The sequence below is a fragment of the Amycolatopsis alkalitolerans genome, assembly GCF_006152065.1.
Lineage (GTDB): Bacteria > Actinomycetota > Actinomycetes > Mycobacteriales > Pseudonocardiaceae > Amycolatopsis_E > Amycolatopsis_E alkalitolerans.
Genome location: NZ_VDFW01000012.1, coordinates 146,308 through 164,912, shown reverse-complemented (window position 1 = coordinate 164,912; position 18,605 = coordinate 146,308). Strand labels below are relative to the sequence as shown.

The window sequence follows — 18,605 nt, the reverse complement described above, 5'->3', positions numbered from 1 at the left end:
GGTGTGTTTGTTTGCCAGGGTGCTGAGTTGGCTCTTGGCGTCGCTGAGTTGGCTCGGGGCGTTATCGAGTTGGCCGGCTGCTGTCGCCGGGGGCAAAGTCAGCGACCGGACCTGCCAACTCGACATCGCAGCGGACAAACCCAACGACCCTACGGGCAAACACGGCAACGTAAACCGGACAGGATCACACGACACTAGGTACCCGGGGGCGTGACCGCCTGCTCGACCACGTCCTCGGTTTCGCCGTGCGGCCTCGGGATGACGTGCGAGGCATACAGTTCACCGACGCCGGCCGCGGCCGCGGTGCCGGCGTCCACGGCGGCCTTGACCGCCCCGACGTCGCCGCGTACGAGAACCGACACCTGCCCGTTGCGCAATGTCCGGTACCCCTCGAGTTCGACATTCGCCGCCTTCACCATCGCGTCGGCCGCCTCGATCGCGCCGACCAGTCCCCTGGTCTCGACGAATCCCAGCGCACCCGACCTTGCCGTGCCTGCCATATCCACTCCTCAGGACAGCCGGACGAACCCTGCCGGCACCGACCCTAGGCACGGCTCGCGCGGCCTGCGTTGTCGTTGGGGGACAACGCAGGCGGTGATGTCTATCCGAGCCGTTGCCTTTCACCGCCACGGCCACAGCTGCTGATGATCGCGGCGTTGGGGTGTCACGCGACGGACCACTCGATGATCGCCACCTTCACCGGGCCGAGTTCTGCTGTCCCCGCAGCGGTTCCGAGGGGTCCGGGCGTTGACACGGGGAACGATCCGCGTGCCGCTTCGACCACCGCGCGTGTTGCCAGGATCTGCCCGTAGCTCGCCGCCGTCGCGATGGCGGCGGCGACGCGGGCGGCGTCGGCATCCTGTTCATCCGGCCCGGAATGCACGCCGATGCGCATGCGTGGCGCGAAACCGTGCTCACGGCGATGCTCGGCCATCCGCTGCTGGATTCCGGCCGCGCAGCGCAGCGCGGCCGGGGAACCGCGGAAGGTCGCGACGTAGGTTCGCCCGTCCTGCCACACCCGGTCGGCCCCGTGCTCCGCGCAGCAGGCGCGCAACGTGCGGTCGAGCCATTGAGTGAGGGCGGCCCACGCCTGGTCGTCCAATACTGGTGACAGGCGTTCCGTGTCGGCATCGGCGTAGACGACGGTCACCGGCTGCTCTGGGTGTCCGGCGTCGACCTCGAGGGCCCATTCGAGGAGGTCGTCCGGCGAAGCCTCGGCGCCCCGACGGCTGGCGCGGTCGAATTCCTCGGCACCGAGCTCGGACCGAAGCCGGGTCAGGGCCGTGTCCAGGGCGCGCCGCGCCGTGGCCGGTACGGGGACGCTGATGCGTGCACGCTGGGCGGCCGCCGCGCCCAGGAACGCGGCCGCGCGCCTGCCGTCACCGCACGCGAGCATGGCGCGGCCAAGGCGTTCCAGACTCGTGGCCATCCCCGCGCGGTGTCCCGACGCGGTGCACAGTTCGAACGCCTTGCGAAAGGAGCCGCGCGCATTCTCCGGATGGTCTCGCAACGTCAGCTCGCCGGTGATCTGCAGGGCGGACGCCTCACCTTCGCGGTAGCCGATCACGCGGTAGTGCTCGAGCGCCCGCGTGACGAGTTCGCCGGCGCGCGCGAACCGGCCTTGTTGGCCGGCGATCGTGCTGCACACGTCCAGGCAGACGCCGAGTATCGTGTCTTCGCCGACGCGCTCTGCCACATCCAGTGCGGTCCGCGCGGTTGCCTCCGCCGCAGGCAGCTGATCGTCGTCCCGCTGCGTTCGTGCCAGGTGCACCAGCGCGATGGCTTCACGCCAGCTGTCCCCGGATGCGCGCAGCGCCTGCACCGCCTGCTCGAGCGGAGCATGCGCCGCCGCCGGGTCGCCGCGAGCCCAGCAGACCATGCCGATCCTGGTCAGCGCGTCGCCTTCCCACCGCCGGTCACGCACCGAGCGGGCCAGCGCGAGCTGTTCGCGGGCCAGGTCGTGGGCGGCGTCGAGCTCGCCCAGACCGAGGCGAAGGAGCGTCGCCGCGGCGAGCAGTCGCATCCGCAGGCCGGCCCGGGATCGGTCCACGACCGCCAGCCCGGCGTCGAGCCAGTGCAGTCCCTCGACCCGGGCGCCGGCGAGGTCCCACATGTGCCAGAGCCCCGACGCCAGCCTGGCGCCGAGTTCCGGGTCTCCGCCGTCGAACGCCCATCCCAGCGCTGCGCGCAGGTTCTCGCCGTCCGCACGAAGCCGGTCCAGCCAGCGCACCGAGCCCGCCCGGTAGAGACAAGGCTGCGCGTCCTCGACGACCGCCAGGTAGTGGCGTGCGTGGCGGTCGGCCATCGCCGCGCCCTCGTCGCGTTCGGCAAGCCGGCCCTGGGCGTACCGGCGCAGCGGTTCGAGCATCCGGTAACGGCCACGGTCCGGCGAGACCTGCTCCAGCTGGACGAGTGACCGCGCGACGAGTCCGGACAGCAGGCTCACCACGTCCGGTCCCGGGAGGTGGTCATCCGCGGTCACCGACTCGGCGGCGTCCAGTGTGAACCCGCCCGCGAACACCGACAGCCGCGCGAACAGGATCCGTGCCGGCTCACCGAGCAGGTTGTAGCTGCCGTCGCAGGCGGTGTCCAGGCCGCGGTGCCTGCCACCGGCAGTGCCCTCGCGGGCGTCCAGGAGCCGGGACCGGTGATCGAGGTGGTCGAGGATGCGGCGCAGCGGCAGCGTGGCGACCTGGGACGCGGCCAGCTCCAGGGCGAGCGGCAACCCGTCCAGGCGGTGGCAGATGTCGCGGACGAGGCCGGCGTTGGCCTCGGTGACCCGGAACCCCGGCCGGGCCGTGGCCGCTCGCGCCCCGAACAACGACACGGCCTCGCTGGCCGCCATCCGTTCCCACGAGGCATCGCGGTCCGCCACCGGAAGCGGGGCGACGGTGCAGACGACCTCACCGGCGATGCCGAGTGCTTCGCGGCTGGTGGCCAGGACGCGCACCTCGGTACCCGCCGCCGCGACGGCTTCGACCAGCGACCGGCAGCCGTCCACGACGTGCTCGCAGTTGTCGAGAATCAGCAGGCCCTTGCGGTCGCCCAGCGCCGCCGACACGGTGTCGAGCAGCTCCGGCCCGGTCTCGGCGCGAAGGCCGAGCACATCGGCGACGGTGTGGGTCACCAGCGCGGACGTCGTCAGCGGGGCCAGGTCGACGAACCAGATGCCGGCGGGAAACCGCGCTGCCGCGCCGCGCCCGACCTCGATCGCCAGCCGGGTCTTCCCGATCCCGGCCGCACCGGCCAGCGTCACCAGCCGGTGCCGGTCGAGCATCGCGGTGACCTGCGCACCTTCGCGGTCGCGACCCACGAACGCGCCAAGCGGTCGCGGCAACCGGGCACGGTGGCGGGTCGTGTCCGGCGGGTCGAGGGACGGGTGCTGTTGTAGCACGGCGCGGTGCAGGTCCCGCAGCGCGGGCCCTGGCTCGACGCCGAGCTCGTCCCGCAGTGCCCGGCGGGCCGCCTGGTAGGCCGCCAGCGCCTCGGCCTGACGGCCACAGCGGTAGAGCGCGACCATGAGGTGCGCGCGCAGCCGTTCGCGCAGCGGATGCTGCGCCACCAGGACCTCGAGTTCACCGACGAGGTGCGCGTGCCTGCCGAGCGCGAGGTCGGCCTCAGCCTTCGCTTCGACGGCGTCGCAACGCAGTTCGTCGAGCCGGTTGGCGGTCTCGGCCACGAACGGGGCGTCGACTCCGGCCAGCGCCGGACCTCGCCACAGGGACAAGGCGTCGGCCAGCACAGCCGACGCGGTCTTCGGATCCGCAGGCAGGGCGTTGCGCCCCTGGCCGAGCAGACGCTCGAAACGCAGCATGTCCACCTGGTCCGGCCGCGCCCGGATGGTGTAGCCGCCGGGCTCGGTCACCAGCAACCCGGCTGCCAGGGCCCGCCGTAACCCGGCGATGGAGCCGTGCACGATCGTGGCCGCCGAGGCGGGCGCCGCGTCTCCCCAGAGCAGGTCGACCAGGTGGCCGACGGACAGCGGAGTGCCGAGATGCAGCAGCAGAACCGCCAGCAGCGCATGCTGCCGCGGTGGCCCGAGCGGGATCCCGTCGCCGTCGTCGCCGATCACCGCGACGGGCCCGAGGATGCGGAACTGCATGGTCGGCCTCCTCGCCGTGTCCTCAATGGTGCCTTATGACCCGTATCCGAGGCGTGTAGCCGGCGTTTAGCCTCGCGGCCGAAGCTGTGGGCGGTGGTAGTGACGACAGAACAGGAGCACGCCCATGGATGCCATCGCAGACACCGCGCAGGCGGCCCTGGACGCGGCCAGAGAGCTGCGCCCGACCTTTCGCGGGGACCTCGTCCTCCCGCAGGACCCCGGCTACGACAATGCCCGGCGCGTGTGGAACGGGTGTATCGACCGGCGCCCCGCGCTCATCGCCCGCTGCCGCTGCACTGAGGACGTCGTCGCCGCGCTGGGCGCCGCGCGAGCACGCGGACTCGAGATCGCCGTGCGCGGCGGTGGCCACAGCATCGCCGGGCTCGCCGTCGCGGACAAGGCGGTGACGATCGACCTGTCCGGGATGGCCGCGATCCGGGTGGATCCGAGCACTCGCCAGGCGTCGGTACACGCAGGCAGTCTGCTGGCCTCGGTGGACCGGGAGACGCAGCGGCACGGCCTGGCGGTCACCAGCGGCTTCGTCTCCCACACCGGGGTCGGCGGCCTCACCCTCGGCGGTGGATTCGGCTGGATGGCCCGCAAACACGGGCTGGCCTGCGACAATGTGCGGTCCGCCGAGGTCGTGCTCGCCGACGGCACGGTCGCCACCGCCGGCGACACCGATCTGCTGTGGGCGCTACGCGGCGCGGGCAGCAATTTCGGCGTGACCACGTCGTTCGAATTCGAGCTGCACCCCGTCGGGCCCATGGTCGCCACGGGAACCGCGTGCTACGCGCTCGAGGACGGAGCCCAGGTGTTGCGGGCGTTGCGTGAGCTCGCTGACGAGGCCGCCGACGAAACCACGTGGGCGGCCTCGATCTGGGATGCCGATCAGGACACCCCAGTGCCTGCCGAACACCACGGCAAACCCGTGGTGACACTGACCTTCGTGCACATCGGAGATGTGGACGAAGGACTGCGACTCGGCCGGCGGCTGCACGCGGTGGCCTCCCCGCTGGCGGAGACCGTCGGCCCGGTTACCTACCTCGACCTGCAGTGCGCGAGCGACGGCGCGTGGCCGCACGGGGTGCGCCGGTACTGGAAATCGCACTACCTGTGGGACCTGCCGGACGCCGCGATCGAGGTGTTCCTCGCCCGCGGAAACGCCACGGGCAAGGAACATCCGCCGATCATCGGGTCCCTGCAGGCCCGGGGCGGCGCCATCAGCCGGGTCGGTGAGCAGGCCACCGCGGTCGGCCACCGCGGCGCGAAGTTCGAGTTCCTCACCGCGAGCAACTGGACCGACGCAGGCGAGGACGACGCCAGGCGCGGTCTCATCCGGACGTTCGCCGACGCGATGGCGCGGTACTCCCACGGCGTTTACGTCAACAACCTCGGCACGGAAGGCGAAGACAGGGTCCGCGCCGCCTACGGTGACGAGAAGTTCACGCGACTGGTCAGCCTGAAACGGCGGTACGACCCGGACAACGTGTTCCACCTCAACCAGAACATCCGACCCTGACGGGACGGCGCGGCACTCCGGCAACTGCCGCACCGGGGCGAGTTGAAGAAGACGCGCTCGATGCCCTTGCCCTCGGGCACGTCGGGGTCTCCGGCGATCTGCTCCGGCGAACCCCGAGGTACGGGCGGTCGCCCTCGATAGGTTTTCCGGTGCTCAGCACGTTCGCGGCCTGGAACTTCGCCGTGTGCCGGGCCGGCGCGCTGACTTTCCTGCACGGCGATCCGCTCTACACCCTGGAGCGGCTGACGGCCCTGCCGTCCTGGGTGGCGCTGCCGTTCACCTACCCGCCCGCCGCCGCGCTGCTGTTCGTGCCACTCGCCGCGCTGCCCGCAGGGCTGGCCTGGGGCATCGTGTCGAAGCAACGGCTGAGCCACGCCTTGCGGTGGTGCCCGGCCTATCCGGCAGACGAAGAACACACCGCGCTCTGGACGGAGCCGGTCCGGAATTGTCGAACCGACCGTCCCGAATGTGGATTTGAGCGTCGAGTTCACCATCGCGAGGTCGAAGTCATGCGGCCGGAACGCGGCACCCGGATCACTCGGAACAGGTCTGCGGCGGCAGGGCTGAGCCGCTCGTTCGCGCGGCCGACTACATGCAGCGGGCGGCGCAGGTCGAGTTCCGCGGTCGCGACCTCACAAAGCGAGCCCTCCGCGAGTTCGGTGAGTACGGTCAGCCGGGAGAGCACGCCCACGGAGCGCCCGTCCTGGAGCGCGACCTTCGCGGCGGCGGTCGAGGCGAACTGCGAAGCCGGCCGCGGGGCCACTACGTCGTGCCCGGCCAGCGCCTGCTCGAGGATCTCGTAGGTGCCCGATCCCGGTTCCCGCACCACGATGTCCATCCCGGCCAGCTCCGCGGCGGTCACGGGCGTGGTACGCCCGGCCCACTGATGCCGGGGGCCGACCACCACGATCAGCCGGTCGTGGGCGATGGGCTCGAAGCGGAGCCCGCGCGCGGCCGGCTGCGGGCATTCGACGAAACCGAGTTCGGCCTTTCCACCGAGCACCTCGTCCACGACCTTGCCGGAGTTCTGCACATGCAGCTCCATGCGCGGCGTCGCGTCGTCGCCGGCTCCGGTCCGGATCTCGCGCCAGCACGCGAGCCACTGCGGCACCAGGTACTCGGCGATGGTGAGCGAGGCGGCGATCACGAGCCGGTCGTGCCCGGGGTCGCACATCCGGTTCAGCCGTTTCTCGAACAAGTCGGACGCGGCGATCAGGTCACGTGCCCACGCCGCGATCTCCGTGCCGTCGTCGGTGAGCGCGGACCCGGTTGGTGACCGCCGGATCAATGTCCGGTTGATAGAGCGCTCCAGCCGCGCGATCCCGGTCGACAGCGTGGGCTGGGAGATCCCGAGCTCGCGCGCGGCACCACTGATACTGCCTGCCCGGTCGACCGCCACGAGCAGCTCTACCGAGTACAGGCTCGTCCTCACCATCGGCAGCTCCTCGTCGAGCAGGCAGGCGACATCGCCGACCACTCCATCACCGATACTTGACCGGCGGCGTCCGGATTGTCAAGCAGACAGCCGGGCGCCGACAATTCGACATGACCCCATAGTGGCCGTCAATGGGCTTTCTCGCGGCTAACGCCCGCAATTATGCGGTTTTCCTGCGTAATTGTCACCGGCCGGACCCGCGTGGGGCACGCGACATGATCGACATCTACGGATTTGATCCGGTTGACCGGCGGTTTGGTGCGACGTAGGTTGATCCCAACGCCGCCACGAAACTCGCGCACAGTTTTCCCGGATTTCTGCGATAGGTAGAGTTGGCGGGCCCGTCATGAATTGTCACCGGGGGTCACAAGGAGGTGCTCCACGTGATTTCGAACATTCGGCGCAGTCCGGCGTCCGGCAGAACGCGGGTGAAGGTCGGCGCATTGGTCGTGGCCGTCGCACTCGGCGCGGCGGCCTGTGGCTCACCGAGCGGCAGCACGGAAAGCAACGGCGCGCTGTCACTCACGGTGGGCCTGCCTACGCCGGGCTACTACAACGCGGCGCTCTACTGGGCCAAGGGACAGGGCATCTTCGACAAGCTCGGCCTCAACCTCACGATCGAAAAGTCGGGCTCGGTGACCACCACGCACGCCGCGACCGGCAAGTACGTCGTGGCCAACTACGGCACGACCGGTATGTTCCCCGCCCAGGCGCAGGGTCGCGACCAGTCGATCGTGATCTGCGAGGGCGCGGGCAACGCGGTCAGCAACGTGAGCGTTATGGGCAACTCCAAGTACCTGCACCTCGAAGATCTCGCCGGGCAGCCCGTCGGCGTGGTCGGCACGTCCGGCCAGTCCTACGGTGCCGCTTCAGCCTACTCGACGTGGCTCACCGGCAAAGGGCTGGCGCCGCTGAAGATCGTGACGTTCGCCGACTCCGGTTCGCTGATCGCGGCGCTGCAGCGCAACAACGTCTCGGCCACCGTCTACAGCTCCAACTACGACGATCTCGTCGCCAAGGGCACGATCCGCGAGATCATCAGCAGCACCTCCGATTTCGCGCTGTCGGTCACGGGGGGCAAGGACGGGGTCTGCTCGGCGACCTACTTCGGGCTCGCCTCCGGGCTGAAGAACAACAAGACCGCCGTGACCCGGTTCGTCGCGGGCATGCGCATCGCTGACGCCCAGGTGCTGCAGCACACCCCCGACGACATCGCCGACGTGCTCGGCAAGGATCCCGCGTTCGCCCCGAGCGTCGTGTCCCGCGAGGCACTGATCGGCCAGCTCAAGCGGCAGCAGGCGTTCATGGTGCGCAACGAAGGGTTCGTCTCCGAACAGGCCTGGGCCGCGTCGCTGAAGCAGTTCGGCCTGTGGGGGCTCAATGTCAACGGGACCAAGCTGGATCTGAACGACAGTGTCTTCTCCTATCAGAAGGCCGTCGATATGTCCTATTGGAACGACGCGACCAAGCTCGTCGAGGAGTACCGGAATGCCGGACAGTCCAACCGCTGAGGTGATCCTGACCGCCAGCGATCTCACCTACACCTACCCCAGCGGGGTGCAGGCGCTCGGCGGGGTGGATCTCACCGTGCGCAAAGGGGAGATCGTCTCGGTGGTCGGGCCGTCCGGATGCGGTAAGTCCACCTTGCTCAGCCTGGTGACCCGGTTCGCCCAGCCCACGAGCGGCACCCTGGAATGGTCGCCGGAAATCACCGAACGGGTGCGCCGGCGCGGCGGGCACCTGCTGTCGATGGTGTTCCAGCGCGACACGATCTTCCCTTGGCGCACCGTACGGAAGAACGTCCAGTTCGGGATGGAAAGTCTCAAGCTGGACCCCGCGGAGAAGACGCGGCGGACGGAAAGCCTGCTCGCGCTGGGAGGTCTGGCAGCCACCGCGGACTCCTACCCCCGCGCGCTGTCCGGTGGTATGCGGCGGCGGCTCGCGTTGCTGATGGCGCTCAGCGTGCACCCCGAGGTGCTGCTGCTCGACGAGCCCTTCGCCGCGCTGGACGAGCCGACCAGGGTCGAGCTCACCGGCGAGGTCCTCGAACTGGCGCGCCGCGCGGAGATCTCAGTGCTGCTCGTCACGCACGATCTCGCCGAGGCGATCTCGCTGTCCGACCGGGTCGTCGTGATGTCGAACCGGCCGGCGCGGATCCGCCGGGTCGTGGATGTCCCGCTTGGCCGCGACCGCGACATCATCGCGCTGCGCGAGACGCCCGAATACGGCGAGCTGTACCGCGAGCTGTGGCACGAGCTGTGGGCGGCGATCGAGGACAAAGCCACGGAAGGGACGGTGAGTTGATCATGTCAGCGATGCTGCAGGACGAAACCGCGGTCGACCGTCCAAAGAAGGCCGCCCGAACGCCGGGCCGCCAACCGGTCCCGGACGCCGGGGCACGCAATTGGGTGATCTGGTTCTGGCGGGCGGTCATCGTCGCCGCTTTCCTCACCGCCTGGGAATACCTGCCCGAAATTCCGGGGGTCAACGGTCCGCTGCCGTTCCTCGACCCGTTCTTCATCAGCTCGCCGAGCCGGATCGTGCAGCAGCTGTATTACCTGGCCACCGGCTCGCAAGGGTCGATTTCAATCTGGCGGCCGCTCGCGCAGACCGTGCTGACCGCGCTGGCCGGGTCGGTCGCCGCGATGGTGCTCGGCGCGGTATGCGGCCTGCTGGTGAGCAGTTCGGTGACGATGTCCCGGATCACCCAGCCGTTCCTGACGTTCGTCAACGCGATCCCGCGGGTGGCGATGGTGCCGATCATCGTCATGCTCGTCTCGACCCCGGTACTCGCGAACGCGATCACGGCGCTGACGGTGGTCTTCTTCGTGGCGTTCTACAACGCGCTCGAAGGCTCCCTTTCGGTGGCCAGGGAAGTGGTGCAGAACGCGTACCTGCTCGGCGCGTCGCGGTCGGCGATCATCTGGAAGGTGCGGTGGCCCAGCGCGCTGGCCTGGACGCTCATGCAGCTGCCCAACGCGATCGCGTTCGGCCTCACCGGTGTGGTCACGACGGAGGTGTTCACCGGCGGCACCGGCCTCGGTTACCTGCTGCTGGTCGGGATCAACAACAACAACGCGACGATGTTGTTCTCCATCGTGGTGGTCACCGCGATCGTCGGTGTGTGCCTGGTACTCGGCTCCGCCGCGCTGCGGCGAAAGTTGCTGCCCTGGTGGGAAAGCAGCGAGGGAGCGTGATCTGGTGGAACCGACTATGAGCCTTGGCGTGTTCCTGTTGCCCGGCGGGCACCATCCGTCCGCCTGGCGCGTGCCGGACGGGCCGGTGCCGGATCCGTGCGACATCGACTACGTGGCCTCGTTGGCCTCGCTTGCCGAGCACGGTGGCTTCCATTTCCTCTTCCTCGCCGACAGCGACGCGCTGTGGCGGTCGGACGGAGCCGCATTGCGACGTGATCCCAACGCATTCGGCCTGGAGCCGCTGACATTGCTTTCCGCGCTGTCGCGAAGCACTGAGACACTCGGCCTGGTGGCGACGGTGTCGACCAGCTACCACGACCCGTACAGCGTGGCACGGCGGTTGTCCTCATTGGACCACCTCAGCCGCGGGCGGGCGGGGTGGAACATCGTCACTTCGTTCATGCCTCAGGTGGCGGCGAACTTCGGCGGCAGCGCACTGCCGGCCCACGATCGGCGGTACGAGCGGGCCGAGGAGTTCATGAACGTCGTCGACGGCCTGTGGCGGCTGTGGGGCCACGGCATCGTGACCCGCGACCGGGCCTCCGGCAACTACCTCGCGCACGGGGAGATCCCCACGCTCGACCATAGTGGCCCGCATTTCGCCGTGCGCGGCCCGCTCAACCAGCCGCCGTCACCGCAGAGCCGGCCGCTCCTGGTGCAGGCGGGCAGCTCACCCGCCGGGATGAGCTTCGCGGCGCGGTGGTCGGAGGTTGTGTTCACGGTCGAGTCCGATCTGGACTCCTCGGCTCGGACCCGCGCCCGGTTCCATGAGCTGCTGGCCGGCGCCGGCCGCGTGCCCGGTGAGGTCCGGCTCATGCCAGGCCTGCTCGTGCTGGTCGAGGACACCGACGAGCAGGCGTGGCGGGTACTGGACCGGCTGCAGTCGATGGTCGATCCGCATCTCGGGTTGGTTCAGCTCAAGGACTACGGCTTCCCGATCGACATGACCGAGCACTCGTGGAGCGATCCGGTGCCCGCGGTGCGCGGCGACGCAGATGGGCAGCAGGGGCGGCAGGAAGTGCTGCGCCGGATCGCCGCGGCGCGCGAGATGTCGATCGAGCAGCTCGCCCGCTACGTGGCGTTCACCCGCGGGCACAACCTCCTCGTCGGATCGGCCGAGCGGGTCGCCGACGAGATGGAGCGATGGTGGCGGGCGGGCGCGTGCGACGGGTTCAACGTGATGCCGGCCCGCCTGCCGCTGGATCTCGAACGGTTCTCGGCGAGCGTCGTGCCGTTGCTGAGGGACCGTGGCGTGCTCACCGCGCCCCGGCCCGGCTGGACGCTGCGGGAGCAGCTCGGGCTCACCCTGTCCCCGGTGGACAGGTGACCGCGATGGAGACGAGGCAGCTGGGACATTCCGGGCTCCAGGTGAGCCGAGTCGGTCTCGGCACGATGATGTTCGGCGAGATGGTCTCGAAGGAGCGGGCCTACGCGCAGCTCGATGAGGCGTTCGCGGCCGGCGTCACCCTCGTGGACACCGCGGAGATGTATCCGGTACCGCTGCGGCCGGAGACCTTCGGCCGCACTGAGGAGATCGTTGGGCGCTGGCTCAGCCGCACCGGACGGCGCGCCGATATCGTGCTGTCAACCAAGATCGTGGGTCCGCCACCGGACCAGGTCGTTGGCCCGACCAGTTCGCTGCGGTACATCCGGGACGGCGAGACCCGGTTGACCGCGGGCAACATCATCCGCGCCGTCGAGGGCTCGCTCAAACGGCTCGGCACCGACTACCTCGACCTGATCCACCCGCACTGGCCGGACCGGCGCACGAACTCGTTGAAACTGCGCGACTTCCCCGGCGACGGCGAGCCGAGCGTGCCCATCGAAGAGACCCTGACCGCCCTCGATCAGCTGGTCCGCGACGGGAAGGTGCGGGCGATCGCGGTGAGCAACGAGACCGCCTGGGGGCTCCACCGGTACCAATGCGCCGAGGATGAACTGGGCACCGCGGCCGTATGCGCGGTTCAGAACGCCTACAACCTGCTCTGCCGGACCTATGAGGTCGGCCTCGCCGAGTTCGCGCACCGGTCGGGTGTCCCGCTCGTCGCCTACTCGCCGCTGGCGATGGGGGTACTCACCGGCAAGTACCTCCATGGCGCCCGCCCCGCTGGGGCGCGCCTGAGCGAGCACCCGCATCCGCGCTACACCAGCCCCGCCGCGTACGAGGCGACGGAGGCCTACTGCCGGATCGCGGCGAATGCCGGCATGTCTCCCGCAGCGCTTGCCCTGCGGTTCGTCCTCTCCCAGCCGTTCGTGGCGTCCGTGCTCATCGCCGCGAGCTCGCTCCGTCAGCTGGCGGACAACCTCACCGCGTGCGCCATCGGACCGCTGGATCCGGCCGTGCTGGCGGCGATCGAGGCTGTCCACGAACGCATTCCGAACCCGGGTCCCTAGGCAGGTGTGATGACCGACGTCATGCGGTTCACCGCGCAGGAGCTGCGGCACGCGGCCGCCCAATGCCCGGCGGGTGCCGTGATCGTCGCCGCCCACGACCGGGACGGCGAGCTGCTGGCGGTGACGGTCGGCGCGTTCGGGCTGGTCTCGATGGAACCGCCGATGGTGAGCTTCGTGCCCGGCCGGGCACCGCGCCGGCTGCGGGAGGCGGGCGGGACGCTGTTCGTGAGCATCCTCTCCGCGGGGCAGGAACACCTCTGCCGCGCGGTCGAATCCGGGGACACCAGCTTGCTCGGGTGGTGTGGGGTACCCGTGGCCGCCGGGGCATTGGCGCACCTCGAATGCCGGGTCGCCCAGCTTGTCCGGGCCGGCGAAGGCCAACTCGCGGTGTGCGACGTGCTGTCGGTCGAGGTGCACGCGGCCGACGCACCGCTGGCGTTCTTCCGCGGCGGCTACGGCTCGGTGGCGCCGCGGTGGCTCGTGGCCGCCGGGCCGGAGGCCCCCGAAGGCCGGCGCGTCGCCGCGATCGGGCGCACCGAAATGGAAACGCTCGCCGACGACCTCGGCGCCTACGTCACCGCCATGGCCAGGACCGGCGACAGCCTGACGCTCGTGGCGACGGCCGGGGACCCGCACGGCGAGGCGCAGATCACCCAGCTCGGCAGCCGGATCCCGTTCGTGCCGCCGCTCGGGGCCACCGAGGCGGCCTGGGGCTCGCGCGCGCTGCGGGACGAGTGGCTGGGCGAGCTCGCGGGCGCCCGCCGCGCGCACGCGGAAGCCGTGCTCGACCGGATCAGGACGCGCGGCTGGGCGATCACCCTGGGTACCGGACAGGTGGAGGTCGAGTACATCATCCGGCGCGCCACCGGCCGGGACGGGACGGCGGCACGGCGAGAGCTCGCGGACGCGCTGTACCGCTCCGCGGCCGGTTTCAACTCGCTCGTCATCGACGAATCGGTGCCGCAGCAGCTGCGCGCGGTCGCGGTCCCGGTCTTCGACCGCCACGGCACACCGACCCTGACGCTGTCGGCATGGGCGCCCTTCCCGATGCTCGACTGGCCGGAGATCGAGAAATACATCGACGCGGTGAAGATCACGGCCGAACGGATCTCCGCGCTCGCTGCGGGGTTTTCGACTGGAACGGAGAAGTCATGACCACTCGCGAAGGACTACGACTGGGGCTGTTCCTCGTACCCACCGGGCATCATCTCGCGGCCTGGGCGGTGGCCGGGTCGCGCAGCGGGAGCGGGCTGGACATCGGTCACCTCGAATCGATGGCGCGCACCGCCGAGCGCGGCCGGTTCGACCTGCTGTTCCTCGCCGACGTGGTGGGACTGTTCAATGTGGACCCCGAAGGCCTCCAGCGGGACGCGAACGCTCTGCTCTTCGAACCGTTCACGCTGCTGTCGCGGCTGTCCGCGGTGACCGGACACATCGGACTGGTCGCATCCGCGTCCACGTCGTACAACTCGCCGTTCGCGCTGGCCAGGATGCTGTCCTCGCTCGACCACCTCAGCGGTGGCCGAGCGGGCTGGAACATCGTGACCTCCTACCAGCCGGCGCTGGCCAAGGCCTTCGGCTACGCCGACCAGCTCAGCCACGACCAGCGATACGGCAAGGCCGCCGAGTTCGTCGACGTCGCCCGGCAACTGTGGCGGTCATGGGGCGAGAAGGCCGTGGTGGCGGACAAATCGACCCGCACCTACCTCGACCTCGCCGAGCTGCACCCCACCCAGCACGAGGGCGCGTACTACAGTGTTACCGGCGCGCTGAGCATCGGCCCATCGCCACAGGGTGAGCCGCTACTCGTGCAGGCCGGCTCCTCAGCACAGGGCCGGGACTTCGCCGCCCGATTCGCCGAAGTGATGTTCGGTGTGGCGCCGACACTCCAGCAGGCACAGGAGTTCAAAGTGGACATCGCGCGGCGCGCCGCCGGGCACGGCCGCGCGCCGTCGTCGTACGTCTACCTGCCCGGTGCCTTCGTCCTGGTCGGTGAGTCGACCGATGCCGCGTTCGCGAAGCTGGACGAGCTCAACGCGCACGTCGATCCGGTCGACGGGGTGTCCATGCTGCACAACTTCGGCATCGCGTTCGACCCCGAGGTGCACAGCCTCGACGACCCGTTCTGGATGCTGCCGGCGACCAGCGGGCAGGAGGGCCGCCGTGCGGCGCTCGCGAACCTCGCCCGCGAACAGGATCTCAGCGTGCGCGACGTGTGCCGCCGGATCGCGGTTTCGCGCGGGCACGCAATGTTCGTCGGCAGCCCCGAGGACATCGCGGACGGCTTCGAGCGGTGGTACCGCGAGCAGGCGGTGGACGGGTTCAACGTGATGTGTGCCCGGCTTCCCGAGGATCTCGACCTGTTCGTCGAGCACGTGCTGCCCTTACTGCGCGCGCGGGGGCTGTTCCCCGCCGGGTACGGCGACGATACGCTGCGCGGCTCGATGGGACTGTCGTGACGCCGAGGACCGTTCTGCCCGGAACTGGGATCGAGGTGAGCCGGGTGTGCCTGGGCACGATGATGATGGGCACCACCACCAGTGTGACCGAAGCCGAAGTTCTGCTGGACCACGCGATCGAGCTGGGCATCAACTTCGTCGACACCGCGGAGATCTACCCGATCCCGGTGCGGCCGGGACTCGCCGGGCGCACCGACCGGCTCCTCGGCGACTGGATGCACCGGCGGCGCAACCGCGATTCGATCGTGCTGTCGGCGAAGGTCGCCGGCGCGCCGAACAATCAGGCGATCATGGGCCGGTACGCCTCGCTGTCCTACGTTCGCGACGGCGACGTCGGGCTGTCGCGGGCGACGATCCGCGCGGCGGTCGAGGATATGCTGACCCGTCTGCGCACCGACCACCTGGACCTGCTGCAGCCACACTGGCCCGACCGCCAGACCAACGCGATGAAGGAGCTGGGCTTCCGTGAGCCCTCCCGATCGGACGGCAGTCCCATCGAGGAAACCCTTACCACGATGGGAGAACTTGTCGAAGAGGGCAAGGTCCGCGCGATCGGCGTCAGCAACGAGACCGCGTGGGGCGTGAGTGAGTACCTGCGTGGCGCGCGGCGGGGCGCCGGGCCGCGGATCTCGACGATCCAGAACTCCTACAACCTGCTCAGCCGGTCCTACGAGACGGCGCTGTCGGAGTTCAGCGCGCGTGAGGGCGTCGGGCTGCTCGCATACTGCCCGCTGGGTATGGGCACGTTGACCGGCAAGTACCTCGACAACCGCGCACCGGTGCGCGGACGGCTCACCCGGCACCCGCACCCCCGTTACACCGGCGGCCAGGCTGTCCGGGCCACGGCCCGCTACCTCGACATCGCGGCACGGCACGGGATCGGCCCGGCGGTGCTGGCGCACGCGTTCGTCGCGCACCGCCCGTTCGTCACGGCGACCATCGTCGGCGCGAGCGAGCCGGGACATATCGACCAGGCGCTCGCTGCCGCGGAAGCGCCGCTGGGCCAGGAGCTGCTGGCCGAGATCGAGCGCGTGCACGCCGAGATCCCGAACCCCGCACCGTGAATCGGTGCGCTGCCCGAGGAGAGCTGTGATGCAGAACGGAAACTCCGTCGGCCCGGCCACGCTGCGCGAGGTGTGCGCCCGGTGGGCGACCGGTGTGGCGGTCGTGACCGGGACCGGCGCGGACGGCGAGCCGCTCGGCCTAGTCGTCAACTCGTTCACCTCGCTGTCGCTGGATCCGCCGCTGGTGCTGTTCTGCCCCGGCCACGGTTCGGTCAGCTGGCGCGGTATGCGGGGTTGCGGGCGGTTCGCGATCAACGTGCTCTCGGGCGATCAGGCCGCGCTTGTGCCGGTATTCGCCCGCTCCGGCGGGGACAAGTTCGCCGGGGTCCCGGTCCAGGACAGCGCGGATCGCCTGCCGGCGCTGGACGGCGTAATCGCCCGCCTGGTCTGCGAGGTCGAGGCCGTCTACCCCGGCGGTGACCACGAAATCGTGGTCGGCCGGGTGGTGGCCGCCGAGACACCGGACGCCGCGGCCCCGCTGCTGCACTACCGCGGCCGTGCTTTCGGGCTGTCGGCATGAACACGACCGTGCTGGCGACCGGGGAGGCGCTAGCTCCGGCCATCCGGCTCGCCGAGCGGCTGACCGGTGCCACACCGGGCGAGGTGGTGCTGCCAGGGCATGCGCTCCTGTCCGTGCCGCAGGTGCTGATGATCGGCTCGCCGGTGCTGGGCGGCCAGGCCGACGCGGACCTGGAGCGGTTCCTCAAGTCTGTCTGCAGTCGGCTTTCGGGTGTGGTCGCGTTCGTGCTGACCGTGGGCAGCTGGCCCGCGGACGCCCGCGTGGCCGACCTCCTCCGCAAGTCCTGCCTCGTGCCGGCCGGAGCGGTGTGCCCCGCACCCGGCCTGCACCTGCAACGCCGGGGCGGCACCGCGAGCATCGCCCGGTTCGCCGCGTTCTGGGGTCCTGCCCTGCCCGCCCTGCTAGACATCGGGCGCCGGGCCCGGTCGGCTCGAGAGTACGAAGGGAAGCAGTCATGACCACAGTGGAGCGTCCTACGGTCGCACCCGGCCGGCTGTTCATCGGCGGCCAGTGGCGGGACGCCGTCAGCGAGCGCCGGACCGAGATCATCGACCCGGCCACCGGCCGCACCATCACCACCGTTGCCGCCGCCGGATCGTCCGATGTGGACACCGCCGTGGCCGCCGCCCGCGCGGCGTTCGACAGCGGCCCGTGGCCGGGGTTGGCGCCCCGCGAGCGGGCGCGCGTGCTGCTGCGCGTCGCGGAGCTGATCCGCGAGCGAGCGGACGAGCTCGTCGCGCTGGAAAGCCTCGACGTCGGCAAGCCGGTGGCCCTGTGCCGCCCGGTGGACGTGCTCACCGCTGCCGACCAGTACGAGTACTACGCGGCACTGGCCCAGAGCATGGACGGCGCGACCCGGCAGCCGGGGTTCCCGGCGCATGCCTACACACGCCGGGAACCGGTCGGCGTGGTCGCCGCGATCACTCCGTTCAACTTCCCGCTGATCCTGTCCAGCAGCAAGATCGCGCCCGCGCTCGCAGCCGGGAACACCGTCGTGCACAAGCCGAGTGACGAGACTCCGCTCTCGGCGCTCGCGATGGCCGCCATATTCGCCGAGGCCGGGCTGCCCGCCGGGGCCGTCAACGTGATCACCGGGACCGGCTCCGACACCGGGGAACCGCTGTTGCGGCATCCGGGCGTGGACAAGATCGCGTTCACCGGCTCGACGGCCACCGGGCGCCGGATCGCCGCAACTGCGGGCGAGCGGCTCACCCCGGTGACGCTGGAGCTCGGCGGCAACGCGGCACACATCGTCTTCGACGACGCGGCCATAGAAACCGCGATCGCCGGCGTCATCAAGGGTTTCGTGTTCAACACCGGACAGTTCTGTATGGCCGGCCCGCGCCTGCTGGTGGCGGCACCGGTGTACGAAACCGTGCTGGAGGCGCTGGCCGGAGCCGTCCCAGGCGTCCCGGTGGGCGATCCGTTCGACCCGGGCACCGTCGTCGGTCCACTCGCCGGTCCCCGGCAGCTGGCCAAAGTCGAGCAGTACGTCGCCAAGGCGGCGGGGGCGCGCGTCGTCGCCGGCGGGCGGCGGATCGACCGTGACGGATACTTCCACGAACCCACAGTCCTGGCCGACCTGCCCGCGTCGTCGCTGGTCATCGCCGAGGAGATCTTCGGCCCGGTGCTGACCGTGCAACGGTTCGACACCGAGAACGAGGCCGTCGCCCTCGCCAACAGCACGCCGTACGGGCTTGCGGCCGGGCTGCAGACCCGCGACGTGGCCAGGGCCCACCGGATCGCCGCCCGGCTGCACGCCGGGATCGTCTGGGTCAACGACTGGGCGATGCTCGACCCGGCCATCCCGTTCGGGGGCGTCAAGGACTCGGGCTTCGGCCGCGAGTACGGGCCCGAAGCACTCGATGCCTACACGAGGACCAAGTCCGTCGTAATCTCGCTGCAATGAACC

15 protein-coding genes and 1 pseudogene are annotated in these 18,605 nt (G+C 70.2%); 13 read left to right on the top strand and 3 right to left on the bottom strand.

The window, feature by feature from the left end; translation table 11 throughout:
- Positions 1-194: 194 nt before the first annotated feature.
- A complete protein-coding gene (locus tag FG385_RS16255) occupies positions 195-500 on the bottom strand; it encodes a BMC domain-containing protein (protein WP_139097580.1) in 306 nt (101 codons plus the stop codon).
- A 164-nt stretch (positions 501-664) separates the two neighbouring features.
- Positions 665-4,102: a BTAD domain-containing putative transcriptional regulator gene (locus tag FG385_RS16250; RefSeq protein WP_139097579.1), complete on the bottom strand. Its 3,438-nt coding sequence runs from the start codon at positions 4,100-4,102 to the stop codon at positions 665-667.
- Positions 4,103-4,226: 124 nt separating this feature from the next.
- Between FG385_RS16250 and FG385_RS16245 the strand changes: the two genes are divergently transcribed.
- Both FG385_RS16245 and FG385_RS34865 read left to right on the top strand, forming a co-directional pair.
- Entirely contained in the window at positions 4,227-5,624 is a 1,398-nt protein-coding gene (locus tag FG385_RS16245; RefSeq protein WP_139097578.1) for an FAD-binding oxidoreductase, read from the top strand.
- 137 nt (positions 5,625-5,761) lie between these two features.
- Positions 5,762-5,980, top strand: a pseudogene (locus tag FG385_RS34865) (glycosyltransferase 87 family protein); the annotation flags it as partial.
- 131 nt (positions 5,981-6,111) lie between these two features.
- On the opposite strand, the gene FG385_RS16235 reads toward FG385_RS34865, so the two are convergent.
- On the bottom strand, positions 6,112-7,101 hold the full coding sequence (locus FG385_RS16235; protein ID WP_139097577.1) for a LysR family transcriptional regulator: 990 nt from the start codon (positions 7,099-7,101) through the stop codon (positions 6,112-6,114).
- A 341-nt stretch (positions 7,102-7,442) separates the two neighbouring features.
- Between FG385_RS16235 and FG385_RS16230 the strand changes: the two genes are divergently transcribed.
- The 11 genes from FG385_RS16230 to FG385_RS16180 are packed head-to-tail and all read left to right on the top strand — an operon-like array spanning position 7,443 to position 18,602.
- Positions 7,443-8,570 carry an ABC transporter substrate-binding protein gene (locus FG385_RS16230; protein WP_160148826.1) on the top strand — a complete coding sequence of 376 codons (1,128 nt, stop codon included), beginning with the start codon at positions 7,443-7,445 and terminating at the stop codon, positions 8,568-8,570.
- Positions 8,548-9,363 carry an ABC transporter ATP-binding protein gene (locus FG385_RS16225; RefSeq protein ID WP_139097575.1) on the top strand — a complete coding sequence of 272 codons (816 nt, stop codon included), beginning with the start codon at positions 8,548-8,550 and terminating at the stop codon, positions 9,361-9,363. The genes FG385_RS16230 and FG385_RS16225 overlap by 23 nt, the downstream gene beginning before the upstream one ends.
- Positions 9,364-9,365: 2 nt before the next feature.
- On the top strand, positions 9,366-10,256 hold the full coding sequence (locus FG385_RS16220) for an ABC transporter permease (protein ID WP_139097574.1): 891 nt from the start codon (positions 9,366-9,368) through the stop codon (positions 10,254-10,256).
- 4 nt (positions 10,257-10,260) lie between these two features.
- On the top strand, positions 10,261-11,583 hold the full coding sequence (locus tag FG385_RS16215; RefSeq protein WP_139097573.1) for an NtaA/DmoA family FMN-dependent monooxygenase: 1,323 nt from the start codon (positions 10,261-10,263) through the stop codon (positions 11,581-11,583).
- 5 nt (positions 11,584-11,588) lie between these two features.
- The gene (locus tag FG385_RS16210; protein WP_139097572.1) at positions 11,589-12,650 is read left to right on the top strand and encodes an aldo/keto reductase; all 1,062 of its coding nucleotides are present in this window, start codon (positions 11,589-11,591) and stop codon (positions 12,648-12,650) included.
- 9 nt (positions 12,651-12,659) lie between these two features.
- Complete coding sequence (locus FG385_RS16205) at positions 12,660-13,805, top strand: flavin reductase (protein ID WP_139097571.1); 1,146 nt, start codon at positions 12,660-12,662, stop codon at positions 13,803-13,805.
- Entirely contained in the window at positions 13,802-15,109 is a 1,308-nt protein-coding gene (locus tag FG385_RS16200) for an LLM class flavin-dependent oxidoreductase (protein WP_160148825.1), read from the top strand. The genes FG385_RS16205 and FG385_RS16200 overlap by 4 nt, the downstream gene beginning before the upstream one ends.
- Before the next feature lie 35 nt (positions 15,110-15,144).
- Positions 15,145-16,173: an aldo/keto reductase gene (locus tag FG385_RS16195; RefSeq protein ID WP_235022596.1), complete on the top strand. Its 1,029-nt coding sequence runs from the start codon at positions 15,145-15,147 to the stop codon at positions 16,171-16,173.
- Positions 16,174-16,201: 28 nt separating this feature from the next.
- Positions 16,202-16,693: a flavin reductase family protein gene (locus tag FG385_RS16190; RefSeq protein ID WP_200834485.1), complete on the top strand. Its 492-nt coding sequence runs from the start codon at positions 16,202-16,204 to the stop codon at positions 16,691-16,693.
- Complete coding sequence (locus FG385_RS16185) at positions 16,690-17,151, top strand: hypothetical protein (RefSeq protein WP_139097569.1); 462 nt, start codon at positions 16,690-16,692, stop codon at positions 17,149-17,151. The genes FG385_RS16190 and FG385_RS16185 overlap by 4 nt, the downstream gene beginning before the upstream one ends.
- A complete protein-coding gene (locus FG385_RS16180; protein WP_139097568.1) occupies positions 17,148-18,602 on the top strand; it encodes an aldehyde dehydrogenase family protein in 1,455 nt (484 codons plus the stop codon). Before FG385_RS16185 ends, FG385_RS16180 begins: the two co-directional genes overlap by 4 nt.
- Positions 18,603-18,605 lie beyond the last annotated feature (3 nt).

What these genes read in the sequence shown, in the direction of transcription:
- FG385_RS16225 (WP_139097575.1), top strand. Translation starts at nt 8,548, where the DNA reads ATGCCGGACAGTCCAACCGCTGAGGTGATCCTGACCGCCAGCGATCTC.
- FG385_RS16180 (WP_139097568.1), top strand. Translation starts at nt 17,148, where the DNA reads ATGACCACAGTGGAGCGTCCTACGGTCGCACCCGGCCGGCTGTTCATC.
- FG385_RS16205 (WP_139097571.1), top strand. Translation starts at nt 12,660, where the DNA reads ATGACCGACGTCATGCGGTTCACCGCGCAGGAGCTGCGGCACGCGGCC.
- FG385_RS16245 (WP_139097578.1), top strand. Translation starts at nt 4,227, where the DNA reads ATGGATGCCATCGCAGACACCGCGCAGGCGGCCCTGGACGCGGCCAGA.
- FG385_RS16210 (WP_139097572.1), top strand. Translation starts at nt 11,589, where the DNA reads ATGGAGACGAGGCAGCTGGGACATTCCGGGCTCCAGGTGAGCCGAGTC.
- FG385_RS16200 (WP_160148825.1), top strand. Translation starts at nt 13,802, where the DNA reads ATGACCACTCGCGAAGGACTACGACTGGGGCTGTTCCTCGTACCCACC.
- FG385_RS16220 (WP_139097574.1), top strand. Translation starts at nt 9,366, where the DNA reads ATGTCAGCGATGCTGCAGGACGAAACCGCGGTCGACCGTCCAAAGAAG.
- FG385_RS16255 (WP_139097580.1), bottom strand. Translation starts at nt 500, where the DNA reads ATGGCAGGCACGGCAAGGTCGGGTGCGCTGGGATTCGTCGAGACCAGG.
- FG385_RS16250 (WP_139097579.1), bottom strand. Translation starts at nt 4,102, where the DNA reads ATGCAGTTCCGCATCCTCGGGCCCGTCGCGGTGATCGGCGACGACGGC.
- FG385_RS16190 (WP_200834485.1), top strand. Translation starts at nt 16,202, where the DNA reads ATGCAGAACGGAAACTCCGTCGGCCCGGCCACGCTGCGCGAGGTGTGC.
- FG385_RS16185 (WP_139097569.1), top strand. Translation starts at nt 16,690, where the DNA reads ATGAACACGACCGTGCTGGCGACCGGGGAGGCGCTAGCTCCGGCCATC.